Origin of the sequence: Pseudomonas sp. 13159349 (assembly GCF_013305685.1) — a bacterium.
In the GTDB taxonomy this organism is placed as follows: domain Bacteria; phylum Pseudomonadota; class Gammaproteobacteria; order Pseudomonadales; family Pseudomonadaceae; genus Aquipseudomonas; species Aquipseudomonas asiatica.
The window spans coordinates 4,366,971-4,388,487 of sequence record NZ_CP045553.1 but is presented as its reverse complement, the minus strand read 5'-3'; the positions used below and the strand labels follow the sequence as shown (position 1 = coordinate 4,388,487).

Genomic DNA, 21,517 nt, shown 5'->3' with positions numbered 1-21,517 from the left:
TTTGGCCGGTGCTGCGTTAACCGCGTCACAACTTCACAGTTCGCGTGCTACGCGAAAGCCGAGGAAGTCACCGCGGGTGGTCTTGAGGCGGTCGTTGCGGTTGGCCGAGCGGGAGAAGATCGGCGGCTCGCCCCAGTCGTTGCCGCGCATGTGCGCGCGGATGCACTTGGGGTCCTGGATCCAGGCGCTGCCGTCGGTGGGAGCGCCTTCATAGCTGTCGTGGTAGCAGTCGGCGACCCATTCGTAGACGTTGCCGTGCATGTCGTACAGGCCGAAGGCATTGGGCGGGTAGCTGCCCACCGGGGCGGTGAAGGTGTAACCGTCCTTGGGTCCATAGGTATTGGCGTGTTTGCTGATCTCGTATTTGCCCGGTTCGTCGAAGGGGAAGGGGAACGGGCCGCTGGAACCGGCACGGGCGGCATATTCGCGTTCGGCTTCGCTGACCATGCGGTATGGCTTGCCGGTGGTTTCAGCCAGCCATCGGGTGTAGGCCTGTACTTCGTCGTAGTCGATGCATACCGCCGGCTGGCGGGGACCTTGCTTGTAGCTAGGCTTGCTGGCTTCGCACCAGCGGTCGGGGCGGTCGTCGCCGCTCTTGATGACGGTGCCGGTGGCCTTGATATAGGCGTCCAGTTCGCCGGCGGTGACCTGATAGCGGCTCATCGCGAAGGGCTTGGCGAAGGTCACGGTGTGCAGCGGGCCCTCGTCGGGCTGGCGGCCGACTTCGTCGTCAGGGGCCCCCATCACGTAGCTGCCGGCGGGCAGCACGACCATTTCGGGGCAGTCCTTGCAGTCTTTGAACACGTCGCCGGGCTTGGCGGCGTGGGCGTAGGCGCTGACCAGCAGCAGGCAGGTGATCTGGGCTGGCCGGTAGAGCCAGGCGGATACGTTCATCGGTGGTCCTCGAAACGGGTGAATGCGGGCTGCGTTTCGCATTCAGACGAATCGGGGTGGTGAGAAATTAACCAATACACACGCGCCCCCTTACCAGCCAGTTAACGTCACTGGGGCTGCTGCGCAGCCCATCGCCGGCAAGCCAGGCTCCCACAAGGACTGCGAAAATCTTGAGTTCTGCGTCGTACTTGTGGGAGCCCGGCTTGCCGGCGATGGGCCGCAAAGCGGCCCCGGCAATATCGGCGTGGATGCAAAGAACTGGGGCCGCTTCGCGCCCCCTCGCGACACAAGGCCGCTCCTACACGGGATTGTGGCCGGCGGGGTAGTTGCCAGCCAGGAAACACCGGGCTATAGTCCAGCCCACTGTTCTTTTCCCGAAGACCTGTTCATGCCAGCCAGCCCATCCACCACAAGCTTTGCCATCGCGCCAGTCGCGGGCATGGTCGTGCGTGGCTGCCAGCAGCCGGCGATGATCAGTCACTATCCACCACCACCTGTCAGTGGCGTTGTAGGCGGCGTAGCTCCGCCTCCTTGCGTGGTCGTGCTGGGCTGATCGGCTTCTGGCCGCATCCCTTCGCACACGCAACCTACTGAACACGGTCGGCGACTTCCCACGCTGAAGCGCACGCCGTCCGTCTGGCTTATTCGCCTTGAATCAGGTGGCAATACATGTCTGTCTTTAGCAAAGCATCCGTGGCCTCGGCGGCCACTACCAGCCTGTTCGTCCTGCTGTGGAGCAGCGGGGCGATCGTCTCCAAGCTCGGCCTGGCGCATGCCAGCCCGTTTGCCTTCCTGCTGTTGCGCTCGGCGCTGGCCCTGGCCGGGCTGCTGCTGATCGGCCCGTTGCTGGGGCTGCGCTGGCCGCGTAGTCGCGGGGCCATCCTGCGGGCCCTGGGCACCGGCTGTGTGCTGCTCGGCGCCTACCAGATCTTCTACCTGCTGGCGCTCGATACCCATGTCACCCCCGGCATCATGGCCACGGTGATGGGGGTACAACCGATCCTGACCGTGGTGCTGATGGAGCGCCAGCGCTCCTGGAGCCGCTTGTTCGGCCTCGGGTTGGGGCTTGGCGGGTTGATCATGGTGGTCTACCAGGGCATCAACCTGGGCGGGGTATCGTTGGCGGGGATGTTGTTCGCCTTGCTGGCGCTGGCCAGCATGACCTTCGGCTCGATCCTGCAGAAGCGCATCACCGACAACCCCATGGGCACGCTGCCGCTGCAGTACCTGGCCGGCTTTGCCATGTGCGCGCTGTTCGCGCCGCTGCAGCCGCTGCATGTGGAGTGGACTGGCGGTTTCGTCGGCGCGCTGCTGTGGATGGGGCTGGTGGTCTCGCTGCTGGCGACCCTGCTGCTTTACCGGCTGATCGCCAAGGGTAACCTGGTCAATGTCACCAGCCTGTTCTACCTGGTGCCGGCGGTGACCGCGGTGATGGACCTGCTGATCTTCGGTAACCGCCTGGCGCCGCTCAGCCTGCTGGGCATGGGGCTGATCGTGGTGGGCCTGCTGTTCGTATTCCGCAAGCCCGCCGCGCGCCTGGCCGAGGCGTAGGCCCTAGCGGAACTCTTCGGGGATGGCGTGGCGCAGTACGCCTTCCTCGAAGTCCAGCAGGCCGGCTTCGCGCTGGGTGAGCAGGTAGTAGAGCAAGGTGTCGAGCGAGCGCTGCGACGGGACCTCGACCGCCAGCATCTTCACCGCCTGCTCGGTTTCGCAGTTGCAGCCGAAATCGAGCAAGGCCGCGCGTACCTGGCCCAGGGTTTCCGGGGGCTTGACGATCACCCGGAACACCGAGCTGCCGCTGCTGCGGCGCAGTTCGGCGAACCAGGTTTCGCCGGCTTCCTCACGGGTGCCGATCACGTCGCCCGGGGCGATGCCGTAGACATGGAAGGGAATGTTGTCGACGGCATAGCCGCCTTCCACGGCCTTGGCCCACAGGCCCTCGACCGAGGCGGGCGGGTAGCCGTTTTCGTCCTGCTCCAGGCGGAACAGGACCTTCTTGTACGCGTCGTTCATCGTGTACCCCGCTTCAGCTGCGCGCCGGACGCAGCACCAGCCACAATGCCACGCCAATCAGCAGGCCACCGTACAGGTGCGCCATCGACAGCGGCTCGTCCAGCAGCCATGCCCCCCACAATACGCCGAATACCGGGATCAGGAAGGTCACGGTACTGGCCTTGACCGGGCCGATCTCCTCCAGCAGGCGGAAGTACAGGATGTAGGCGAACGCTGTGCACAGCAGGCCCAGGCCGAGCAGCGACAGCCACACCTGCCAGCCGCCCCAGCTGGCGGGTGGCTGGCTCAGCGCGCTCCAGGCGAACAGCGGGCTCAGCATCAGGGTGGCGCCGAGCATGCTGCCCAGTGCCGACAGGCGGCTGTCCAGGCCGCTGACCCAGCGGCGGGCGAGGAAGCCGGCAAAGCCGTAGCAGGTGGTGGCCGCCAGGCAGGCGAGGGCGCCTTGCAGCAGGGCCAGGTCCAGGGCCACCGGGCCGGCACCGCTGAGGATGCCGACGCCGAACAGGCCGAGGAAGATGCCGCAGAGCTTGGCCAGGGTCATCGGTTCGCGGAAGAACAGCACGCCGACCAGCACACCCATCAGCGGCGTGGTGGCGTTGAAGATTGCCGAGTAGCCGGCGGGCAGCACCTGGGCGGCCACGGAGTAGAACGTGGCGGGAATACCGGAATTGATCATGCCCAGCACCAGGCAGGCCCCGAGCTTGCCCTGGAAGTCCCAGCGCACGCGGGCGGCAGCGAGCAGTGCAACCAGGCCCAGGCAGGCGATGGACACGCGGAAGAACGCCGTCGGCACCGTGCCCAGTTCGGGGGCGATGATGCGCATGAACAGGAAGCTCGCCCCCCAGACGGCGGCAAGGGTCAGCAGGCGGGCTAGGGCGATGGGGCTCACAACGGTCTCCGGAGGCAGGGCAGGGGCGCGAGTGTACGCCAGGGGGGTTGGGGATTCTTGTGCTTTTTTGCGGTGTAAACCTGTGCCGGCCTCTTCGCGGGCACGCCCGCACACAGGTTCTCTGCAATGCTCGGCCCTGTGGTAATCCTGTGGGAGCGGGCGAGCCCGCGAAGAGGCCGGCACAGGCTCCGCAAAAACCAAGAGGCGACTAAGCTCTGTAACTCAACACCGCACCGAGGTCCTCGCATGCCCCAGCCCTGGCCCGCTGTCGAAATCGCCCGGACGATCCTTGCCGGCTTCGACGACTACCGCGACCACTTCCAGCGCATCACCCTCGGTGCCCGCCAGCGCTTCGAGCAGGCGCGCTGGCAGGATATCCAGCGTGCCGCCGCCGCCCGTATCAATCTCTATGAAGAGAAGGTCGCCGAGGTCAACGGCTGGCTGCGCCAGAGCTTTGCCGAGGACGTGCTGCTGGATGTGGAGCAATGGCCGTTGGTGAAGAACGCCTATATCCACCTGATCGACCCAAGGCTGGACGACGAGCTGTCCGAGACCTGGTACAACTCGCTGTTCTGCAGCCTGTTCAGCCACGACCTGATCAGCGACGGCTGCATGTTCATCCACACCACCCGACCGTCCATGCGCAGCCGTGAGCGCGCCGCGCAAACCCGTACCTATCGGCCTGACGGTGGGCTCAAGGGCCTGCTGCGGGCGGTGTTCAGCGATTACCCGTTCGATGTGCCGTACGGCGACCTGGAGGGCGACCTGGTGCGCCTGGAGGATCAGTTGCGCGACTGCCTGCCGGACTGGGTATGCAAGGATCCGACCTTGGCGTTGGAGCTGTTTGTGCCGGTGCTTTACCGCAACAAGGGTGCATACCTGGTCGGCCGTCTGTTCAACAGCGATGAGCAATGGCCGCTGGTAATCCCGCTGCTGCACCGCGAAGGGCACGGTATCGAGGCCGATGCGCTGATCACCGACGAGGCCGAGGTGTCGATCATCTTTTCCTTCACCCGCTCGTACTTCATGGTCGATGTGCCGGTGCCTGCGGAGTTCGTCAACTTCCTCAAACGCATCTTGCCGGGCAAGCACATTGCCGAGCTGTATACCTCCATCGGTTTCTACAAGCATGGCAAGTCGGAGTTCTACCGGGCGCTGATCAACCACCTGGCCAGCAGCGACGACCGCTTCGTCATGGCGCCCGGGGTGCGCGGCATGGTCATGAGCGTGTTCACCCTGCCGGGCTTCAACACCGTGTTCAAGATCATCAAGGACCGTTTTTCACCGTCGAAGACGGTCGACCGTGCCACGGTGATAGACAAGTACCGGCTGGTGAAAAGCGTCGACCGCGTCGGGCGCATGGCCGATACCCAGGAGTTCGCCGATTTTCGATTCCCGCGTAGCAAGTTCGAGCCGGAGTGCCTGGCCGAACTGCTGGAGGTGGCGCCATCGACCGTGGCGCTGGAGGGTGACACGGTGCTGATCCGCCACTGCTGGACCGAGCGGCGCATGACGCCGCTGAACCTGTACCTGGAACACGCCAGCGAGGGCCAGGTGCTGGAGGCCCTGGAGGATTACGGCCTGGCCATCAAGCAGCTGGCGGCGGCGAATATCTTCCCTGGCGACATGCTGCTGAAGAACTTTGGCGTAACCCGCCATGGCCGGGTGGTGTTCTATGACTATGACGAGATCAGCTTCCTGACCGAGGTGAACTTCCGCCATATCCCGCCGCCGCGTTACCCGGAGGACGAGATGTCGGGCGAGCCGTGGTACTCGATCGGGCCGCATGACGTGTTCCCCGAGGAGTTTCCGCCGTTCCTGTTTGCCGATATCGGCCAGCGGCGCTTGTTCAGCCGCCTGCATGGGGAGTTGTACGACGCGGATTACTGGAAGGGGCTGCAGGCGGCGATTCGTGACGGGAAGGTGATCGATGTGTTTCCGTATAGGCGCAAGGGGCGGTGACTGTGCTTTAGCAGGCCCGGCCTCTTCGCGGGCTTGCCCGCTCCCACAGGTACATCACAGCTCTCGAGGGCAGTGGGTTCCTGTGGGAGCGGGCAAGCCCGCGAAGAGGCCGGGCCTGCTTTTCCCAATTACCCCTTCAAACACTTCAATTCACTGAAATCGGTACGCACCTTGCTCAACCGTTCCAGCAGGTACCGCCGCTGCTGCGGGGTACTCTGGTGCACCAGGTCCACCAGCAAGCTGCGCGCCTGCTGCTCGGTATTCTGATACGCCGCCCGGTACTCCGGCGTCCACAAACTCTCCTTGCGCTGCAACAGCGTTGCCAGGCGCGGCTCGAAGCTGGCGTCGTTGCGCTGGTTCATCGCCAGCAGCAATTGCTGCTGCCAGTGCGCGCGGTTGGCGATCCATTCGCGGTTCTGGTCGCCCAGCGCCTGGGACCAGGCCTGCACGCGCTGCTTCTGCACCGCGGTCAGCTCGCCAAACCACGGCGTCAGGCGTTTCTCCATGCGTTCGGTACGGCGGGCGATCTGCTTGTCCAGCGGCGTATCCACATACTTCTTCTGCCGTTCGCTGATGTCCTCGCGGAACGCCTCGCGCATCTCCGCCACCTGGGCATCGCTCATGCCGCGCAGCAGCTCGGTGGCCGAAGGGGTGATTTCCTCGGCTACCCGGCCAATCGCCTCGCGGGCTTCGCGGGTACGCTGCTGCAGGGCCTGGTCGGTCACCTGGTCGTCGGCGACCATGCCGCGTACCCGGTCCAGCCAGTCGAGGTAACCAGGCAGTTGGGTCTTGCAATGCCAGGCCAGGTGCTCCCGCAGGCGGTCGTCAAGCATGGCCTTCTGCTCGCTGTTCATGGCCAGGTAGTCGCCCAGCGACCACGGCACCAGGCGGTCGAGGTTGCGGTAGGCCAGGTCGATACGGCTGCAGGCGGCCAGGGCCAGGGCGCAGCCGATGGCGACGAGCAGGGCTTTGGACAGGCGTAGCGGCATGGGCTGCTCCTTGCGGGTGCTTGCCCGTCGGTAGACGCAAGAGGGACGCTGACGGTTCCACTGCATCAGCGGTCGGGCGGCGCGCTGGCTTCAGGTGTAGAATAGCCGCCTTGTCTTGAGGAACATCGGAAATGGCTCTGCTTGGGCGTTACAACAGTTTGCAAATCGTGAAACACGTGGACTTCGGCCTGTACCTGGACGGCGGCGCCGACGGCGAGATCCTGCTGCCCGGGCGCTACATCCCGAAAAACGCCGAAACCGAAGTGGATGACTGGCTGAACGTGTTCATCTACCTGGACAGCGAAGACCAGCTGATCGCCACCACCGAGAAGCCCAAGGTGCAGGTTGGCGAGTTCGCCAGCCTCAAGGTCAAGGATATCAACGGTGCCGGCATCTTCCTCGACTGGGGCCTGTCCAAGGACCTGCTGATGCCGTACTCGGAAGAGGCGCGGCCGCTGAAAATCGGCGACTACTGCGTGGTGCACGTGTACCTCGACAAGCGCACCCGCCGCATCACCGCCACCTCACGCCTGGACCGCTACCTGGACCGTACCCCGGCGGACTACCAGGTGGGCCAGCCGGTCGAGCTGCTGGTGGCCGGCGAGACACCGATGGGCTTCAAGGCGATCATCAACAACCGCCACTGGGGCCTGATCCACAAGAACGAGGTGTTCAAGTTCCTGCGCTCGGGCATGCACGAGAAGGGCTTCATCAAGGAAGTGCGCGCGGACGGCAAGATCGCCTTGAGCCTGCAACCGGTGGGTGCTGCCCTGGCCGACAACCTGCAGGAGCAGATCATGGCGCGCCTGGAGGCCGAAGGTGGGGTGCTGGGGGTGTGCGACAAGAGCGACCCGGCGCTGATCAGCAAGCTGTTCAACGTCAGCAAGGGCAACTTCAAGAAGGCCATTGGCGGGTTGTTCAAGCAGGGCCGCATCGTCATCCATGACGATCGCATCGAAAAGGCCTGATCAGGCCTGCACGAAGGTACGGAAGTCCAGCTGCTCGCCACCCGGGCGGGTGTCGCGCAGCAGCGAGTCGCGGTCGGCGCTGAGGGCCAGGCTGATGGTCGAGCGGCGCTTGCCGGGGTTGCGCACTTCCATCTGTTCCTGGTGAGCGCGCAGGAAGTTGGTCGGCACCTTCAGGTGCTGCAGCTCGTCGCTTTCCGGGGTGTGCAGCAGCAGGTTGACCCAGTCGGGCTGGCCCTTGCGCAGCAGCGCCACCGGCACCTCGAACCACCACAGGTTGCGCTTGCGGTCGAGGATGGCGAACAGGGTGTTGCTGCTGGTCAGCACCGGGCGGGCCAGTGCTTCGTTACGCCGGGCGATGGCGGCGGGTTTGTCGAGTTTCATGCAGGTTCCTGCGGGTTGACGCTATGAAGGCCTGCATTGTGAGGGGTGGCGGGTAGCGGAGCAAGGTTTGCCAACCGCCTTGCCGCTCGGTTCGAAGGCGAAAAAACTGTTGGAACGCTTGGCGAAGGCGTCGGGTCCACCGACTGTCGGCACGGTCCACGTGCCCCCAATTGCAGGAGTTTTGCCATGAGCGGTACCAAAGACAAAGCGAAAGGCTTGGCCAACGAAGCGATCGGCAACGTCAAGCAGGGTGTCGGCAAAGTGACCGACAACGAGCGGCTGCGGGCCGAGGGTGAAGCGCAGGAGCTCAAGGGCGAGGGGCAACAGATCAAGGGCAATGTGAAGGACGCGGTGAAAAAACCTTGATGTGACTGGCCTGTCCCGGCCTTTTCGCGGGCGTGCCCGCGAAGAGGCCGCTACTGGCGTAAGCAAATTCTTGCAGCATGGCCGGGATCAGCACAGCAGCGGCATGGTCTATTAGACTTACCCGTGGTACCCACGAATCAAGCGGCGAAAGGAGACGCTATGATTTTCCCCGACCTGCGCGGCCTGCCCCTGCACCGCGTGTTGGTACGCACCGTCAAGGAATTCCTCGACGACGAGATGTCGACCTACGCTTCCGCATTGGCCTACCAGATGCTGTTCTCGTTGTTCCCGTTCCTGCTGTTCCTGATCGCCCTGATCGGTTTCCTGCACCTGCCGGACTTCTTCTCCTGGCTGCGCCTGCAATCGGAACTGGTGCTGCCACCCCAGGCGCTGGAGCAGGTCAACCCGGTGATCGACCAGTTGCAGCAGTCCAAGGGCGGGCTGCTGTCAGTAGGTATCGTGATTGCCTTGTGGACCGCATCGGCCGGTGTGCGCCTGATGATGAGCGCGATGAACGCCGCCTACGATGTGCCCGAGGGCCGCCCGGTGTGGAAGCGCATTCCGTTGTCGATCATCTATACCGTGGGCATTGCCGGCATGTTGCTGGTGGCAGCGGCGCTGATGGTGCTGGGCCCGCAGGTGATGGAGTGGATTGCCGCCCAGGTAGGCATGCAGGAGGTGATCGTCACGGTGTGGACCATCCTGCGCTGGCCGGCGATCATCATCCTGATGATGGTGGCGGTGGCGCTGATCTACTACGTGATGCCCGATGTCAAGCAGCAGTTCCGCTTCATCACCCCGGGTTCGGTGCTGGCGGTGGTGGTGTGGATCTTGGCGTCGCTGGGCTTTGCCTACTACGTGAAGACTTTTGCCGACTACAACGCCATGTACGGCAGTATCGGTGCAATCATCGTGCTATTGCTGTATTTCTATATCTCCGCTGCCGTTTTGCTGCTGGGCGCGGAGATGAACGCAGTGATCGAGCACATGTCGAGCGAGGGCAAGAACCCTGGCGAAAAGGACGTCGATGAGCACAAGCCCCGCGAAACCATTACCGTGCTGGGCCATGAGCACCCCGTTCCGAGCGAGCACCAATCTTCAGAGCCGAACCCCAGATGATCCGTGACATTCTCAAGATGGGCGACGAACGCCTGCTGCGCATCGCCCCGCCAGTGCCCGAGCACATGATCGGCAGCGCCGAACTGCAGCAACTGATCGACGACATGTTCGAAACCATGCGCCATGTGGGCGGTGTCGGCCTGGCCGCACCGCAGATCGGCATAGACCTGCAACTGGTGATCTTCGGCTTCGAGCGCAGCGAGCGTTACCCGGATGCCGAACCGGTGCCGCAGACTATACTGCTCAACCCGGTCATCACGCCCACATCCAGCGAGATCGAGGACGGTTGGGAAGGCTGCCTGTCGGTGCCCGGCCTGCGCGGTGTGGTACCGCGTTTCAAGCACATCTGCTATGAAGGCATCGACCCCCAGGGCAACCCGATCAACCGTTTTGCCGACGGCTTCCATGCGCGGGTGGTGCAGCATGAATGCGACCACCTGATCGGCCGGCTTTACCCGTCACGCATCCAGGACTTTTCCCGGTTCGGCTACACCGAGGTGCTGTTCCCCGGGCTCGACGCCAGCGACGACTGACCCCGTTGAAGTGCCACCAGCCGCTTGCTGCGCTGGTAGCGCTGCAGGCGGCCAGCCAGGGTTTCCGGCAGTTGCAGAGCGATGTCGAAGCCCAGGCGCTGGTAGAAGGGCGCAAGGTCCGGGTGGCAGAACAGCCAAGTGGGCCCGCCAGCCTGCGCCAGCGCCGCCTCGACCAACCGCCCGGCCACGCCCTGGCTGCGCCGCTGCGGGTCGACGAACAACCCGGTCAGCCACAAGCCATCGCCCACCGGGCTCAGGCTCAAGCCTGCGATGATGCCGGGGCCCCGCGCCACCCACAGCTCAGCATCGCCCGCAGCACGCATGCGTGAGCCGTGCTGGCGGTAAAAGTGGTCCAGCAGCCGGCGTTCCGGGGCCGAAAGTTTCGAACAGTACAAATTTTCAGAAATTGCGCGCCCTGCCCTGAAAGGTGGCCAGAGGCTCTGGCCTGATGTTTTGCGGTGAACTTGTCGCAGATTGTTGCATATCTGGCAAGGGTGAATGTCCGAGTTCGGGGTTCAACTATTCCAGGCCGGGAGTAGACTTTTAGCCATCCCCACTGGCAGTACGAAGCGGGATCGGTACTTCGTGCCATCTTCACCGCAGATGGCAACTTCTCCGCGCCGGGCACGGCAATAGAAGTCAATCGATCAGCTTGAATGCTCAAAAGGCAAACTCACATGAAACCATTACTGATTCTTGCATTGGTCGGTATGTCCTCGTTCGCCCTCGCCGATGAGGCCAGACCCGTCTCCAGCGAGCCCGTCGCCCAGCAGTACGACTACTCCATGAACCTGGACATCAAGCGGGTGATCAACCTGTCGACCATCCCCAACGTCTGCGAAGTGGTACCTGCGACCATGACCTACGAAGACCACCAGGGCCAGGTGCACACCATCCAGTACCGAGCCATGGGTGAGGGGTGCCAGCAGGGTTGATCAGGCTCTTGCCTGTGTTGATGGCCCTTTCGCTGGCCTGCGGGTGACGGGGCCATCAACCGTCTTGCAGTTCGGGCAACAGAAAAATCCTGAATGAATATCGAGGAAAAAGTGCTATCTTAATTTGATAGCATTTTTTGATGAACACTCGATACCGCAAAATCCTCGACGCAATTTTCCGAACGCCGACCACGGCGTCGTTGGCTTTCTCCGAGATCGAGGCATTGGTACTCCATCTGGGCGGTGAGGTGCTGGAGCGGCAAGGCTCCAGGGTCAAGCTGGTGCTGGGTGGCCAATGCTGGAGATGCCATCGGCCTCATCCAGGCAAGGAAGCCAAGCGGTATCAGATTGAAGAAGCCCGTGAATTCCTCTCGCGGGCAGGAGTCAGGATATGAGTTGCATGCGCTACAAAGGCTACGCCGCCCGTATAGAGTACGACGCGCGTGACGATATCTTCGTCGGCCGTGTGCTTGGTATGCGTGACATCATCAGTTTTCACGCAAGCTCGGTGCCCGAGCTGCATGAGGCGTTTCGCGATGCGCTGGAAGATTACCTGGCCGATTGTGCAGAGCAGGGCATTGCGCCGGAAAAGCCTGCCTCGGGCAAAGTAATGCTGCGTATCCGGCCCGAAGTTCATGCTGCCGCGAGTGTTGCTGCCCGTGCCGCCGGCAAAAGCCTCAACCAGTGGGCCGACGAGGTCTTCGAACAAGCCGCAATGGCCTGACCAAGCCTGCTTTCGTTACTCGCGGGTATTCTGCAATTACTCATGCAGAATAGTTTCCGTTGCCTGTCGATTCCTCCAGTTCCCGTTCGACCAATAGGTGAGAGCACGTTGCCCCCCGTGCCCAATCACCCATGACCTGTCGGAGGAACCCCCGATGAGCACCGCAGCCGAAACCGAGATACGCCAATTGATCGAGCGCTGGATGCAGGCCGTGCGCGATCGCGACATCCCCAACATCATCGCTCCCTATGCCGACGACATCGTCGCCTTCGATGCCATCCAGGCCCTGCAGTTCAAGGGCAAGGCAACCTACCAGGCGCACTGGGAAATGTGCATGGGCATGTGCCCCGGCCCCATGGTTTTCGAATACGCCGAACTCACCGTGCATGCCGCTGGCGACCTGGCCCTGGCCCACTGGCTTAACCGCTGCGGCCCCGCGGACAACGAAAGCCAGTGCGGCTTCATGCGCGCCACCGTGGGCTATCGTCGTCAAGGTGGCCAGTGGCAGGTAATCCACGAACACTGGTCGGCGCCATTCGACATGGAAACCCAGAAAGCCCTGTTCGATCTCAAGCCCTGAGCCGTTATCGCCAAACGCACTTTGCCAATGCCCTGGAGGCGACCATGAAATACCTGTGCCTGGTCTATTGTGACGAGGGGCTGCTGCACAGCCTGCCCGACAGCCCGGAAGACGCCGAATGCATGGCGTATGCCGAATCCATCCAAGGCTCCGGGCGAATGCTGGCGGCCGAGGCGCTGAAGCCGGTGCAGACCGCCACCACAGTGCGCATGCGCAACGGGCACATGAGCCTGACCGACGGCCCGTTCGCCGAGACCAAGGAGCAGTTGGCGGGCTTCTACCTGGTGGAAGCCCGCGACCTGAACGAGGCGCTGAACATCGCCAAGGGCATCCCCGCCGCGCGGGTCGGCAGTGTCGAGGTGCGACCGGTGCGCGAACTGCAACCCTGACAGCAATGGAGACTTCCCAGCATGAGCCTGGCACACCCCGCGCAAGTGCAGCACGAGCTGTCCATCAGTCGCCTGATCGACGCACCGCCGTCCAAGGTGTTCCGCGCCTGGACCGACCCTCAGTGGCTGATGCAATGGTGGGGGCCGCACGGCATGACCACCCCGGAATGTGAGATGCAGTTGTGGATCGGTGGCCTGTTCCGCACCGTGATGCGGGCGCCGGATGGCAGCGATTACCCGAACCAGGGCGTATTCCTGGAGATTGCTGCTCCGCGACGGCTGGTGTTCACCGATGCCTTCGGCCCAGGCTGGGTGCCTTCGGACAAGGCGTTCATGACTGCCGTGATCAGTTTTGACGAGGAGCAAGGCAAAACCCGCTACACCGCCCGCGCCTGGCACTGGAATGCCGCCGACTGCCGCGCCCATGAGGAAATGGGCTTCCACCAGGGCTGGGGAGAAAGCCTGGACCGCCTGGTGGAGGTAGTGACCCAGCGGATGCCCGACTGATGACGGCACTGGCGCAGGTGCGCGCCGAGGTCGAGGCGGTCTACCGAAACGAGTCACGGCGCATCCTGGCGACGCTGATCCGCCTGTTGGGTGATTTCGACCTGGCCGAGGAGGCCATGCACGATGCCTTCTTCATCGCAGTCGAACGCTGGCAGCGCGACGGTATTCCCGATAACCCGCGGGCGTGGCTGGTGTCCACTGGCCGCTTCAAGGCCATCGATGTGCTGCGTCGGCGCGCCCGGTTCGACCGTTCCCAGGCGGACCTGAGCATGCTGCTCGACGGCCAGGCGCAGGACCCCAGCGAAGAAGAGCTGCTGGCCGACGACCGCTTGCGGCTGATCTTCACCTGCTGCCACCCGGCCTTGTCCGCCGATGCCCAGGTGCCGCTGACCCTGCGTGAAGTCTGCGACCTGACCACCGAGCAGATCGCCCGTGCTTTCCTGCAGAGCCCGGCCACCATCGCCCAGCGTATCGTGCGCGCCAAGGCCAAGATCCGCGATGCCGGCATCCCTTATCAGGTGCCGGAGCTGAACGAACTGCCCGAGCGCCTGGAGAGTGTGCTGCGGGTGATCTACCTGGTGTTCAACGAGGGCTATTCGGCGTCGTCGGGCGAGGCGCTGTTGCAGCAGGAGCTGAGCGATGAAGCCATACGCCTGGCGCGGCTGCTGGTGCAGTTGCTGCCCGACCCGGAGGCGGTCGGCCTGCTGGCCTTGATGTTGCTGCAGGCATCCCGGCAGCGGGCGCGTACCGATGGCCGGGGCAATCTGGTATTGCTCGAGCAGCAGGATCGTAGCCTGTGGGACCGGCAACGCATTGCCGAAGGTTGCGAACTGGTGCGCCAGGCCCTGCAAAGCCGGGCGTTCGGTGCTTATACCGTGCAGGCGGCGATTGCCGCGGTGCATGCCGAAGCGGCGACAGCCGAAGCGACCGACTGGGCGGAGATCGTCGGGCTGTATGACGTGCTGCAGCGGCATTGGCCGTCAGCTGTGGTTGAACTGAACAGGGCCGTGGCGCTGGCGAAGCGGGATGGGCCTGAGGTTGGCCTGCGGGAGGTCGAAGGGATTCTGGCGCGGGGAGAGTTGCTGGACTATCACCTGGCGCATGCGACGCGGGGTGAGCTGCATTACCAGCTGGGGCATGTAGAAGAGGCCCGGGCGGCCTGGCTGCAGGCGCTGGCGTTGACCCGGCAGGAGCCGGAGCGCAGGCATATCGAGCGGCGGTTGCAAGCGATTGAATGATGTTGGCTGGACTGGCCTCTTCGCGGGCACGCCCGCTCCCACAGGTTTTCCACTGGGTTGAAGGCTATGCAATCCCTGTGGGAGCGGGCGTGCCCGCGAAGAGGCCGGTACTGCCTACATCACTTTTCAGCTAGCCACAAAATTCGGCGGCGACACCAGCTCGACGGTCTGCTGCTTGCGCGGTGCCAGGATCTCGGCCTCGCCCTGAACCACCAGCTCATCGTTCTGGTTGTAGACATTGGTGGCGATACGTACCTTGAACTTGGGCAGCTTCTCCAGGATTTCCAGGCGCACGGTCAGGGTATCGCCAATTTTCACCGGCTTCTGGAAGCTCATCTGCTGGCCCAGGTAGATGGTGCCAGGGCCAGGCAGGGTGCAGGCCACGGCAGCACTGATCAGCGCGCCGCTGAACATGCCGTGGGCAATGCGCTCGCGGAACATGCTCTTGGCAGCGAACTCGGCGTCCAGGTGTACCGGGTTGTGGTCACCGGACATCGCGGCGAACAACTGGATGTCGCGTTCTTCGACGGACTTCTTGTACTCGGCCTTCTGGCCGACTTCGAGGGCTTCGTAAGGCGTGTTGGTGACCTGGGACATCGGGGCTTCCTTAAGCGGTAGGCGAGGGCGGCTATCATTCACTGCGCACAGGGCGGCCAAGAGCCAGCGCCTGTTCAAGCCAGACGAGAATATCGGCGGTGACCTCGTTACGGTTGGTTTCGTTGAGTACTTCGTGCCGCGCCTCAGGATAGACGCGCAGCTGTACATGTCGATTGCCGGTCGCGCGCAGGGCGTCGGCCAGATGGGTGAGACGCTTGCCGGCACTGACCGGATCACATTCACCACCGATCACCAGCAGCGGCAGGTTCGGATCGATCTGCGCGAGGTTACTCGGCTGGCTGATCTGCGCCAAGCCTTGCAGCAGGTCAAGCCACAATTGGTTGCTGCAGCGAAAGCCGCAGAGCGGGTCGTTGACATACAGGTCGACCTGCGCCGGGTCGCGGCTGAGCCAGTCGAACGCCGTGCGGTTGGGCTTGAAGGCCTTGTTGAACGAGCCGAACGACAACCATTCTATGAGCGCGCTCTTTCCCAGCGGCCCTTGGCGCCAGGCCTCCAGCCGGGCAATCAGGCGCGCCACACGGTAGAGCGCTGCCGGCTGGTAGTTGGAGCCACTGAGGATCGCCCCATGCAGGCTGCCACTGTGGTGCAGCAGGTAGGCCTGGGCGATGTAGCTGCCCATGCTGTGGCCGAACAGGAACAGCGGTGTGCACGGGAATTGCTGACCGATGTGCTGGGCCAGCAGCCCGATGTCGTTGACCACGGCATTCCAGCCATGATGGCGGGCGAACAGGCCGAGGCTGCCCAGCTCGGCCGTGCGTCCATGGCCGCGCTGGTCGGGGGCGAACAGGGCGAAACCGGCCTCGCTCAAGGCATGGCCCAGGTGCTGGTAGCGCCCGGCGTGCTCGGCCATGCCGTGGGCCAGCAGCACCACGGCTTTTACCGGTGTGGCCGGCAACCATTGGTGCACATACAGGCTGCAGTGCTCGCTGGCGGGTAACCAGAAGGCGTCGTGAGGCATGGCGGGTCCTTGTGCGCACAGGTACCCGAACAGTGTATGCACAATCGACCGGATTGCAGGAAGGGCACAAATAAGATTCACAATGTTAATGGCGGCACTTGGCGTATATGCCACCTTGGGCTTACCTGCTAACGTCGGATCAACGCCTTTTCGCTTTCGGGCGGGCAGGTGAAAGGATTACAGGACTCACAGCAGGTCCAGGCAGAGGAACAATAATAAATGCAAGCCGACTTCTGGAATGACAAGCGCCCGGCGGGCGTGCCTTCCACCATCGACATCAATGCCTACACCTCGGTCGTCGAGGTGTTCGAGCGCTCCTGCAAACGCTTCGCCGACCGCCCGGCCTTCAGCAATTTGGGCGTGACCCTGACCTACGCGGACCTGGAACGCCATTCGGCGGCCTTCGCCGCCTGGCTGCAGCAGCACACCGACCTCAAGCCGGGCGACCGCATCGCGGTGCAGATGCCCAATGTGCTGCAATACCCCATCGCTGTGTTCGGTGCTCTGCGCGCTGGCCTGATCGTGGTCAACACCAACCCGCTGTACACCGAGCGCGAGATGCGCCATCAGTTCAAGGACAGCGGCGCGCGTGCGCTGGTGTACCTGAACATGTTCGGCAAGCGCGTACAGGAGGTGTTGCCCGATACCGGCATCGAGTACCTGATCGAGGCGAGGATGGGCGACCTGCTGCCCACCGCCAAGGGCTGGCTGGTCAACACCGTGGTCGACAAGGTCAAGAAGATGGTGCCGGCCTACCAGCTGCCCCAGGCGGTGTCGTTCAAGCAGGTGCTGCGCCAGGGCCGCGAGCTGCCTCACAAGCCGGTGCCGCTCAGCCTGGACGACACTGCCGTGCTGCAATACACCGGTGGCACCACCGGCCTGGCCAAGGGCGCCATGCTCACCCACGGCAACCTGGTGGCCAACATGCTGCAGGTGCTGGCCTGCTTCTCGCAGCACGGGCCGGACGGGCAGAAGCTGATCAAGGACGGCCAGGAAGTGATGATCGCGCCGCTGCCGCTGTACCACATCTATGCCTTTACCGCGAACTGCATGTGCATGATGGTCACCGGCAACCACAACGTGCTGATCACCAACCCGCGGGATATTTCCGGCTTCATCAAGGAGCTGGGCAAATGGCGTTTCTCCGCCTTGCTGGGCCTGAACACGCTGTTCGTCGCACTGATGGACCACCCGGGCTTCCGCCAGCTCGACTTTTCGGCGCTGAAGGTCACCAACTCCGGCGGTACCGCACTGGTGAAGGCCACCGCCGAGCGCTGGGAGGCGCTTACCGGTTGCCGCATCGTCGAAGGCTACGGCCTGACCGAAACCTCGCCGGTGGCCAGCACCAACCCCTATGGCCAGCTGGCGCGTCTGGGTACGGTGGGCATCCCGGTGGCGGGCACCGCCTTCAAGGTGATCGACGATGACGGCAACGAGCTGCCGCTGGGCGAGCGGGGCGAGCTGTGCATCAAGGGCCCGCAGGTGATGAAAGGCTACTGGCAGCAGCCCGAGGCCACGGCCCAGGCCCTGGATGCGGAGGGCTGGTTCAAGACCGGCGACATCGCGGTGATCGACCCGGACGGCTTCACCCGAATCGTCGACCGCAAGAAGGACATGATCATCGTATCGGGTTTCAACGTGTACCCCAACGAGATCGAGGATGTGGTGATGGGCCATCCCAAGGTCGCCAACTGCGCGGCCATCGGCGTACCGGACGAGCGCTCCGGCGAGGCGGTGAAGCTGTTCGTTGTGCCGCGCGAGGGCGGGCTGAGCGTGGATGAGCTGAAGGCCTACTGCAAGGCCAACTTCACCGGCTACAAGGTGCCCAAGCACATCGTGCTGCGCGAGTCGTTGCCGATGACGCCGGTGGGCAAGATCCTGCGGCGGGAGCTGCGCGACATAGCTTGATACCGGGGTTGGCTTCTTCGCGGGCTTGCCCGCTCCCACAGGTACTGCACAGCATTCGAGAACTGTGAGGTCCCTGTGGGAGCGGGCAAGCCCGCGAATGCCGTGAAACCGCTCTAACAGGCTATTTATAGCCCGATGTGCGACATTTTGGATAATTACTCTAAAAATGACCTGTATTGTTCATTGAGTCATTTTTGTGACCGTGAGGCCTGTTTTGGCCTCTAGGCGACCCCAGGCAAAGCTGTTACTCTCGGCCCGCTTTCAGATGATCCGGTTTGCAACGAGCCGTCATCCCATATCAATAATAAGCGCATCGACGCGTGAATCGAACTTCGCTGTTGCTGAAGGAGTGGGCTTCCATGATCGAAAATTTTTGGAAGGATAAGTACCCAGCCGGGATTACGGCGGAAATCAATCCTGACGAATTCCCCAATATCCAGGCGGTACTCAAGCAATCCTGCCAACGCTTTGCCGACAAACCGGCCTTTAGCAACCTGGGCAAGACTATCACTTATGGCGAGCTGTATGCGCTGTCGGGAGCGTTTGCCGCCTGGTTGCAGCAGCATACCGACCTCAAGCCGGGTGACCGCATTGCCGTGCAGCTGCCCAACGTACTGCAATACCCGGTGGCGGTATTCGGTGCCATGCGTGCCGGGCTGATCGTGGTCAACACCAACCCGCTGTACACCGCACGGGAAATGGAACACCAGTTCAACGACTCCGGCGCCAAGGCTTTGGTGTGCCTGGCCAACATGGCCCACCTGGCCGAGAAGGTGGTGCCCAAGACCCAGGTCAGGCACGTCATCGTCACCGAAGTGGCCGACCTGCTGCCGCCGCTCAAGCGCCTGCTGATCAACAGCGTGATCAAGTACGTGAAGAAGATGGTGCCGGCCTACAACCTGCCGCGTGCCGTACGCTTCAACGACGCTCTGGCGCAGGGCAAGGGCCAGCCGGTGACCGAGGCCAACCCGCAGGCTAACGACGTGGCGGTGCTGCAGTACACCGGTGGCACCACCGGCGTGGCCAAGGGCGCGATGCTTACCCACCGCAACCTTGTGGCCAACATGCTGCAGTGCCGGGCGCTGATGGGCTCCAACCTGCACGAAGGCTGCGAAATCCTCATCACCCCGCTGCCGCTGTACCACATCTACGCCTTTACCTTCCATTGCATGGCAATGATGCTGATCGGCAACCACAACGTGCTGATCAGCAACCCGCGTGACCTGCCAGCCATGGTCAAGGAACTGGGCAAGTGGAAGTTCAGCGGCTTCGTCGGCCTCAACACTCTGTTCGTTGCCTTGTGCAACAACGAGGCGTTCCGTGCCCTGGACTTCTCGGCGCTGAAGATCACCCTCTCCGGTGGCATGGCCCTGCAACTGAGCGTGGCCGAGCGCTGGAAGGCCGTGACCGGCTGCGCCATCTGCGAAGGCTATGGCATGACCGAGACCAGCCCGGTGGCTGCGGTGAACCCGGCGGAGGCCAACCAGGTCGGCACCATCGGTATTCCGGTGCCGTCCACCCTGTGCAAGGTCATCGACGACAACGGCAACGAGCTGCCGCTGGGCGAGGTGGGCGAGTTGTGCGTCAAGGGCCCGCAGGTGATGAAGGGCTACTGGCAGCGTGAGGAGGCCACTGCCGAGATTCTCGACAGCGATGGCTGGCTGAAGACCGGCGACATCGCCGTGATCCAGCCAGATGGTTACATGCGCATCGTCGACCGCAAGAAGGACATGATCCTGGTCTCGGGCTTCAACGTTTACCCCAACGAGCTGGAAGATGTGCTGGCGGCCCTGCCGGGCGTGCTGCAGTGCGCGGCCATCGGCGTGCCGGACGAGAAGTCCGGTGAAGTGATCAAGGTGTTCATCGTGGTCAAGCCGGGCATGACCCTGACCAAGGAACAGGTGATGGAGCACATGCGCGCCAACGTCACCGGCTACAAGGTCCCGCGCCAGATCGAGTTCCGCGACGCGCTGCCGACCACCAACGTTGGCAAGATCCTGCGCCGCGAACTGCGCGATGAAGAGCTGAAGAAACAGGGCTTGAAGAAGATCGCCTGACGCCCAGCCAGCGCGGTCTGTGTAGGAGCGGCCTTGTGTCGCGATCGGGTCGCGAAGCGGCCCCAGGTTTTCAGCCGTGATGCTGAAATTGCTGGGGCCGCTTCGCGGCCCGATCGCGACACGAGGCCGCTCCTACAGAGGTTGCGCAGGCCTCAGGTTCAGCGCAGTTTCTCCAGCATCTGGTAGTACCACATCCCCGCCGCCAGCAGCGGATTGCCCAGCAAATCCCCCATCGGCACCCGCACATGCTTGCACTGGGCAAAGGTGTCGAACTTCTCCAGCGTCCCGGTCAACGCCTCGGCCATGATCTCGCCCATGATGTGGCTGGTGGCAATGCCGTGCCCCGAATAACCCTGGCAATACCACACGTTGTCCGACAGCTTGCCCAGCTGCGGGATGCGGTTGACCACGATGCCCATGGCGCAGCTCCACTGGAACTCGATCGGCACGCCTTTCAACGCCGGGAAGGTGCGCTCGATGCACGGGCGCAGTTCGCCTTCGATATCCCGTGAATCACGGCCGGAATAGTTGGCGCCACCGCCGAACAGCAGGCGCTTGTCGGCGGTCAGGCGGTAGTAATCGAGGACGAAGCGGCAGTCGTACACCGCCAGGTCCTGCGGGTTGATCTGTTCGGCCAGCTCCCCCAGCGGTGCGGTGGTGACGATGCCGCCCATGGCCGGGAAGATCTTGCCCTTGAGCTGGCGCTTTTCCAGTTTGTGGTACACATCGCCGGCCAGCATCACCTGGCGCGCCTCGACCCGCCCGTGGGCGGTGACTACCGCCGGGCGCGGGCCGTGGACGATGTCCAGCACTTCGGAGTTTTCGAAAATCAGCGCCCCCAGGCCATGGGCAGCACGGGCCTCGCCCAGGCACAGGTTGAGCGGGTGCAGGTGCAGGTTGCGCAGGTTTTTCAGCGCGCCCAGGTACAGCGGGCTTTGCAGGTGCTCGGCCATGCCATCGCGGTCCAGCAGTTGTACCTGCTCGCCCATGCCGCGCCGCCGGGCCTCGGCTTCGAATGCGCGCAGCTCGTCCATGTGCGAGGGCTTCATGGCCGCGTGCAGGTGGCCGCGCTTGAGGTCGCAGTCGATGTTGTAGCGTGCCACGCGCTGCTCGATCACCTGGTGCCCGCGCCAGCGCAAGTGCCAGATGAAGTCATCGACCTCGGTACCGAGGCGGTTGCGCATCTGCGAGCGCATGGCTTCGTCGCCCGACAGGCTGCCGGTGACCTGGCCGCCGTTGCGCCCGCTGGCACCCCAGCCGATGCGGTTGGTTTCGACGATGGCCACCTTCAGGCCACGCTCGGCCAGCTCCACCGCCGTGGCCACGCCGGTGAAGCCGCCGCCGATGATCGCCACATCCACCTGTACCGTGCCCTTGAGCTGCGGGTACTCGGTGTAATCGTTGAGAGTGGCGCTGTAGTAGGACGGCGCGCGTTGCGCCGGCCCTTTGTTCAATGCTGCATTCATGGGTGTTCCTTGTTATCCGGGGA

Annotated in this window: 24 protein-coding genes; 15 read left to right on the top strand and 9 right to left on the bottom strand. The window is 63.4% G+C overall.

The window, feature by feature from the left end; genetic code table 11:
- Positions 1-33: 33 nt before the first annotated feature.
- The gene (locus GEV38_RS20265; protein ID WP_015271324.1) at positions 34-894 is read right to left on the bottom strand and encodes a formylglycine-generating enzyme family protein; all 861 of its coding nucleotides are present in this window, start codon (positions 892-894) and stop codon (positions 34-36) included.
- Between the two features lie 669 nt (positions 895-1,563).
- Between GEV38_RS20265 and GEV38_RS20260 the strand changes: the two genes are divergently transcribed.
- On the top strand, positions 1,564-2,445 hold the full coding sequence (locus GEV38_RS20260; RefSeq protein WP_041505660.1) for a DMT family transporter: 882 nt from the start codon (positions 1,564-1,566) through the stop codon (positions 2,443-2,445).
- 3 nt (positions 2,446-2,448) lie between these two features.
- On the opposite strand, the gene GEV38_RS20255 is transcribed toward GEV38_RS20260, so the two are convergent.
- The gene (locus tag GEV38_RS20255) at positions 2,449-2,907 is read right to left on the bottom strand and encodes a DUF4265 domain-containing protein (RefSeq protein ID WP_054573782.1); all 459 of its coding nucleotides are present in this window, start codon (positions 2,905-2,907) and stop codon (positions 2,449-2,451) included.
- 13 nt (positions 2,908-2,920) lie between these two features.
- On the bottom strand, positions 2,921-3,796 hold the full coding sequence (locus tag GEV38_RS20250; protein WP_015271321.1) for a DMT family transporter: 876 nt from the start codon (positions 3,794-3,796) through the stop codon (positions 2,921-2,923).
- A 246-nt stretch (positions 3,797-4,042) separates the two neighbouring features.
- Here GEV38_RS20250 and aceK point away from each other — a divergent pair, with 246 nt between their 5' ends.
- Positions 4,043-5,758: a bifunctional isocitrate dehydrogenase kinase/phosphatase gene (aceK, locus tag GEV38_RS20245; protein ID WP_013973730.1), complete on the top strand. Its 1,716-nt coding sequence runs from the start codon at positions 4,043-4,045 to the stop codon at positions 5,756-5,758.
- Positions 5,759-5,886: 128 nt separating this feature from the next.
- Here aceK and GEV38_RS20240 read toward each other — a convergent pair whose 3' ends face one another.
- Positions 5,887-6,747: a DUF6279 family lipoprotein gene (locus GEV38_RS20240; protein WP_054573783.1), complete on the bottom strand. Its 861-nt coding sequence runs from the start codon at positions 6,745-6,747 to the stop codon at positions 5,887-5,889.
- A 131-nt stretch (positions 6,748-6,878) separates the two neighbouring features.
- Here GEV38_RS20240 and GEV38_RS20235 point away from each other — a divergent pair, with 131 nt between their 5' ends.
- Positions 6,879-7,715, top strand: coding sequence for a S1 RNA-binding domain-containing protein (locus GEV38_RS20235; protein WP_054573784.1), 837 nt, complete (start codon positions 6,879-6,881; stop codon positions 7,713-7,715).
- On the opposite strand, the gene GEV38_RS20230 is transcribed toward GEV38_RS20235, so the two are convergent.
- A complete protein-coding gene (locus GEV38_RS20230) occupies positions 7,716-8,096 on the bottom strand; it encodes a hypothetical protein (RefSeq protein WP_013973727.1) in 381 nt (126 codons plus the stop codon).
- A gap of 186 nt (positions 8,097-8,282) precedes the next feature.
- Between GEV38_RS20230 and GEV38_RS20225 the strand changes: the two genes are divergently transcribed.
- The 3 genes from GEV38_RS20225 (at position 8,283) to def (ending at position 10,114) form a co-directional block, all read left to right on the top strand.
- Complete coding sequence (locus tag GEV38_RS20225; RefSeq protein WP_015271319.1) at positions 8,283-8,462, top strand: CsbD family protein; 180 nt, start codon at positions 8,283-8,285, stop codon at positions 8,460-8,462.
- Between the two features lie 159 nt (positions 8,463-8,621).
- A complete protein-coding gene (locus GEV38_RS20220) occupies positions 8,622-9,581 on the top strand; it encodes a YihY/virulence factor BrkB family protein (RefSeq protein WP_013973725.1) in 960 nt (319 codons plus the stop codon).
- On the top strand, positions 9,578-10,114 hold the full coding sequence (gene def, locus GEV38_RS20215) for a peptide deformylase (protein WP_015271318.1): 537 nt from the start codon (positions 9,578-9,580) through the stop codon (positions 10,112-10,114). The genes GEV38_RS20220 and def overlap by 4 nt, the downstream gene beginning before the upstream one ends.
- On the opposite strand, the gene GEV38_RS20210 is transcribed toward def, so the two are convergent.
- Positions 10,069-10,437 carry a GNAT family N-acetyltransferase gene (locus tag GEV38_RS20210; protein WP_054573785.1) on the bottom strand — a complete coding sequence of 123 codons (369 nt, stop codon included), beginning with the start codon at positions 10,435-10,437 and terminating at the stop codon, positions 10,069-10,071. The two genes, def and GEV38_RS20210, sit on opposite strands and share 46 nt — an antisense overlap.
- Positions 10,438-10,791: 354 nt before the next feature.
- Here GEV38_RS20210 and GEV38_RS20205 point away from each other — a divergent pair, with 354 nt between their 5' ends.
- The 7 genes from GEV38_RS20205 to GEV38_RS20175 all read left to right on the top strand — a co-directional run bounded on the left by GEV38_RS20205 (position 10,792) and on the right by GEV38_RS20175 (position 14,487).
- Entirely contained in the window at positions 10,792-11,049 is a 258-nt protein-coding gene (locus GEV38_RS20205; protein WP_004375752.1) for a DUF2790 domain-containing protein, read from the top strand.
- Positions 11,050-11,189: 140 nt separating this feature from the next.
- Positions 11,190-11,444, top strand: a complete 255-nt coding sequence (locus tag GEV38_RS20200; protein WP_054573786.1) for a type II toxin-antitoxin system HicA family toxin — start codon at positions 11,190-11,192, stop codon at positions 11,442-11,444.
- The gene (locus GEV38_RS20195; protein WP_015271315.1) at positions 11,441-11,773 is read left to right on the top strand and encodes a type II toxin-antitoxin system HicB family antitoxin; all 333 of its coding nucleotides are present in this window, start codon (positions 11,441-11,443) and stop codon (positions 11,771-11,773) included. Before GEV38_RS20200 ends, GEV38_RS20195 begins: the two co-directional genes overlap by 4 nt.
- Before the next feature lie 154 nt (positions 11,774-11,927).
- Positions 11,928-12,353, top strand: a complete 426-nt coding sequence (locus tag GEV38_RS20190) for a nuclear transport factor 2 family protein (RefSeq protein ID WP_054573787.1) — start codon at positions 11,928-11,930, stop codon at positions 12,351-12,353.
- 44 nt (positions 12,354-12,397) lie between these two features.
- Positions 12,398-12,742: a YciI family protein gene (locus GEV38_RS20185; protein ID WP_013973721.1), complete on the top strand. Its 345-nt coding sequence runs from the start codon at positions 12,398-12,400 to the stop codon at positions 12,740-12,742.
- 21 nt (positions 12,743-12,763) lie between these two features.
- The gene (locus GEV38_RS20180) at positions 12,764-13,249 is read left to right on the top strand and encodes an SRPBCC family protein (protein WP_013973720.1); all 486 of its coding nucleotides are present in this window, start codon (positions 12,764-12,766) and stop codon (positions 13,247-13,249) included.
- Complete coding sequence (locus GEV38_RS20175; RefSeq protein WP_054573788.1) at positions 13,249-14,487, top strand: RNA polymerase sigma factor; 1,239 nt, start codon at positions 13,249-13,251, stop codon at positions 14,485-14,487. Before GEV38_RS20180 ends, GEV38_RS20175 begins: the two co-directional genes overlap by 1 nt.
- Positions 14,488-14,613: 126 nt before the next feature.
- Here GEV38_RS20175 and GEV38_RS20170 read toward each other — a convergent pair whose 3' ends face one another.
- A complete protein-coding gene (locus GEV38_RS20170) occupies positions 14,614-15,084 on the bottom strand; it encodes a MaoC family dehydratase (RefSeq protein ID WP_012273633.1) in 471 nt (156 codons plus the stop codon).
- Positions 15,085-15,118: 34 nt separating this feature from the next.
- Positions 15,119-16,063: an alpha/beta hydrolase gene (locus GEV38_RS20165; protein ID WP_054573789.1), complete on the bottom strand. Its 945-nt coding sequence runs from the start codon at positions 16,061-16,063 to the stop codon at positions 15,119-15,121.
- 219 nt (positions 16,064-16,282) lie between these two features.
- Between GEV38_RS20165 and fadD2 the strand changes: the two genes are divergently transcribed.
- Both fadD2 and fadD1 read left to right on the top strand, forming a co-directional pair.
- Positions 16,283-17,971, top strand: a complete 1,689-nt coding sequence (gene fadD2 / locus GEV38_RS20160; RefSeq protein WP_054573790.1) for a long-chain-fatty-acid--CoA ligase FadD2 — start codon at positions 16,283-16,285, stop codon at positions 17,969-17,971.
- 359 nt (positions 17,972-18,330) lie between these two features.
- Positions 18,331-20,028, top strand: coding sequence for a long-chain-fatty-acid--CoA ligase FadD1 (gene fadD1 / locus GEV38_RS20155; RefSeq protein WP_023663600.1), 1,698 nt, complete (start codon positions 18,331-18,333; stop codon positions 20,026-20,028).
- A gap of 158 nt (positions 20,029-20,186) precedes the next feature.
- On the opposite strand, the gene GEV38_RS20150 is transcribed toward fadD1, so the two are convergent.
- Complete coding sequence (locus tag GEV38_RS20150) at positions 20,187-21,494, bottom strand: FAD-binding oxidoreductase (protein ID WP_054573791.1); 1,308 nt, start codon at positions 21,492-21,494, stop codon at positions 20,187-20,189.
- Positions 21,495-21,517: the final 23 nt, after the last annotated feature.

Coding starts and splice junctions, on each gene's coding strand:
- GEV38_RS20265 (WP_015271324.1), bottom strand. CDS start 894: ATGAACGTATCCGCCTGGCTCTACCGGCCAGCCCAGATCACCTGCCTG.
- GEV38_RS20260 (WP_041505660.1), top strand. CDS start 1,564: ATGTCTGTCTTTAGCAAAGCATCCGTGGCCTCGGCGGCCACTACCAGC.
- GEV38_RS20255 (WP_054573782.1), bottom strand. CDS start 2,907: ATGAACGACGCGTACAAGAAGGTCCTGTTCCGCCTGGAGCAGGACGAA.
- aceK (WP_013973730.1), top strand. CDS start 4,043: ATGCCCCAGCCCTGGCCCGCTGTCGAAATCGCCCGGACGATCCTTGCC.
- GEV38_RS20240 (WP_054573783.1), bottom strand. CDS start 6,747: ATGCCGCTACGCCTGTCCAAAGCCCTGCTCGTCGCCATCGGCTGCGCC.
- GEV38_RS20235 (WP_054573784.1), top strand. CDS start 6,879: ATGGCTCTGCTTGGGCGTTACAACAGTTTGCAAATCGTGAAACACGTG.
- GEV38_RS20230 (WP_013973727.1), bottom strand. CDS start 8,096: ATGAAACTCGACAAACCCGCCGCCATCGCCCGGCGTAACGAAGCACTG.
- GEV38_RS20225 (WP_015271319.1), top strand. CDS start 8,283: ATGAGCGGTACCAAAGACAAAGCGAAAGGCTTGGCCAACGAAGCGATC.
- GEV38_RS20220 (WP_013973725.1), top strand. CDS start 8,622: ATGATTTTCCCCGACCTGCGCGGCCTGCCCCTGCACCGCGTGTTGGTA.
- def (WP_015271318.1), top strand. CDS start 9,578: ATGATCCGTGACATTCTCAAGATGGGCGACGAACGCCTGCTGCGCATC.
- GEV38_RS20210 (WP_054573785.1), bottom strand. CDS start 10,437: ATGCGTGCTGCGGGCGATGCTGAGCTGTGGGTGGCGCGGGGCCCCGGC.
- GEV38_RS20205 (WP_004375752.1), top strand. CDS start 10,792: ATGAAACCATTACTGATTCTTGCATTGGTCGGTATGTCCTCGTTCGCC.
- GEV38_RS20200 (WP_054573786.1), top strand. CDS start 11,190: ATGAACACTCGATACCGCAAAATCCTCGACGCAATTTTCCGAACGCCG.
- GEV38_RS20195 (WP_015271315.1), top strand. CDS start 11,441: ATGAGTTGCATGCGCTACAAAGGCTACGCCGCCCGTATAGAGTACGAC.
- GEV38_RS20190 (WP_054573787.1), top strand. CDS start 11,928: ATGAGCACCGCAGCCGAAACCGAGATACGCCAATTGATCGAGCGCTGG.
- GEV38_RS20185 (WP_013973721.1), top strand. CDS start 12,398: ATGAAATACCTGTGCCTGGTCTATTGTGACGAGGGGCTGCTGCACAGC.
- GEV38_RS20180 (WP_013973720.1), top strand. CDS start 12,764: ATGAGCCTGGCACACCCCGCGCAAGTGCAGCACGAGCTGTCCATCAGT.
- GEV38_RS20175 (WP_054573788.1), top strand. CDS start 13,249: ATGACGGCACTGGCGCAGGTGCGCGCCGAGGTCGAGGCGGTCTACCGA.
- GEV38_RS20170 (WP_012273633.1), bottom strand. CDS start 15,084: ATGTCCCAGGTCACCAACACGCCTTACGAAGCCCTCGAAGTCGGCCAG.
- GEV38_RS20165 (WP_054573789.1), bottom strand. CDS start 16,063: ATGCCTCACGACGCCTTCTGGTTACCCGCCAGCGAGCACTGCAGCCTG.
- fadD2 (WP_054573790.1), top strand. CDS start 16,283: ATGCAAGCCGACTTCTGGAATGACAAGCGCCCGGCGGGCGTGCCTTCC.
- fadD1 (WP_023663600.1), top strand. CDS start 18,331: ATGATCGAAAATTTTTGGAAGGATAAGTACCCAGCCGGGATTACGGCG.
- GEV38_RS20150 (WP_054573791.1), bottom strand. CDS start 21,494: ATGAATGCAGCATTGAACAAAGGGCCGGCGCAACGCGCGCCGTCCTAC.